General features: G+C 68.3%; 1 protein-coding gene. It reads left to right on the top strand.

Going from position 1 to position 1039, the window contains the following annotated elements; all coding sequences use genetic code 11:
• Window position 1: 1 nt before the first annotated feature.
• Window positions 2–1039, top strand: a 1038-nt coding sequence (locus tag H5J33_RS36345; RefSeq protein WP_309485582.1) for an AI-2E family transporter, incomplete at its 3' end; no start/stop codon positions are given.

Consider the following 1039-nt stretch of genomic DNA (forward strand, 5'->3'; position numbering starts at 1 on the left):
GGTGCTCGCGCTCGCGCTGATCGCCGCGTTCCAGCTGGGCAGCTGGGCCTTCCACCAGCTGACCGGACTGTTGATCAACATATTGATCGCGTTCTTCCTGGCCCTTGCCGTCGAGCCGGCGGTGAGCCGGATGGCGGCCCGCGGCATACGCAGGGGGCTCGCCACCTTCCTGGTCTTCTTCGGGCTGACCATCGTCATAGCCGGGTTCGTCACCCTGCTCGGCTCGATGCTGGCCGGCCAGATCATCAAGATGGTCGAGGGCTTCCCGGAGTACCTCGACTCGCTGATCAACTGGACCAACCACACCTTCCACACCGAGCTCAGGCGGGTGGACATCCAGGAGGGCCTGCTCCACTCCGACTGGCTGCGCAAATACGTGCAGAACAGCGCGGCCGGCGTCCTCGACGTGTCCGCCCAGGTGCTCGGCGGGCTCTTCCAGCTGCTCACGGTCGGCCTGTTCTCGTTCTACTTCGCCGCGGACGGCCCCCGGCTGCGGCGCGCCCTGTGCTCCGTCCTGCCGCCCGCGCGCCAGGCCGAGGTGCTGCGCGCCTGGGAGATCGCCGTCGACAAGACGGGCGGCTATCTCTACTCGCGCGGTCTCATGGCCCTCATCTCCGGCATCGCGCACTACATCCTGCTGGAGGTCATGGGCGTGCCCTACGCGCCCGTGCTCGGGGTCTGGGTGGGCCTGGTCTCCCAGTTCATCCCCACCATCGGGACCTACCTCGCGGGCGCGCTGCCGATGCTGATCGCGTTCACCGTCAACCCCTGGTACGCGGTGTGGGTGCTGGGCTTCGTCGTGATCTACCAGCAGTTCGAGAACTACATGCTCCAGCCGAAACTGACCGCCAAGACCGTCGACATCCACCCGGCGGTCGCCTTCGGCTCGGTCATCGCCGGCACCGCGCTGCTGGGCGCGGTCGGCGCGCTGATCGCCATCCCCGCGGTGGCCACCCTCCAGGCGTTCCTCGGGGCGTACGTGAAGCGGTACGCCGTCACGGACGACCCCCGGGTGCACGGGCACCGCAGCAGGACACCG

This window comes from Streptomyces sp. WELS2, from assembly GCF_013870595.1.
Taxonomy (GTDB): Bacteria; Actinomycetota; Actinomycetes; order Streptomycetales; family Streptomycetaceae; genus Streptomyces.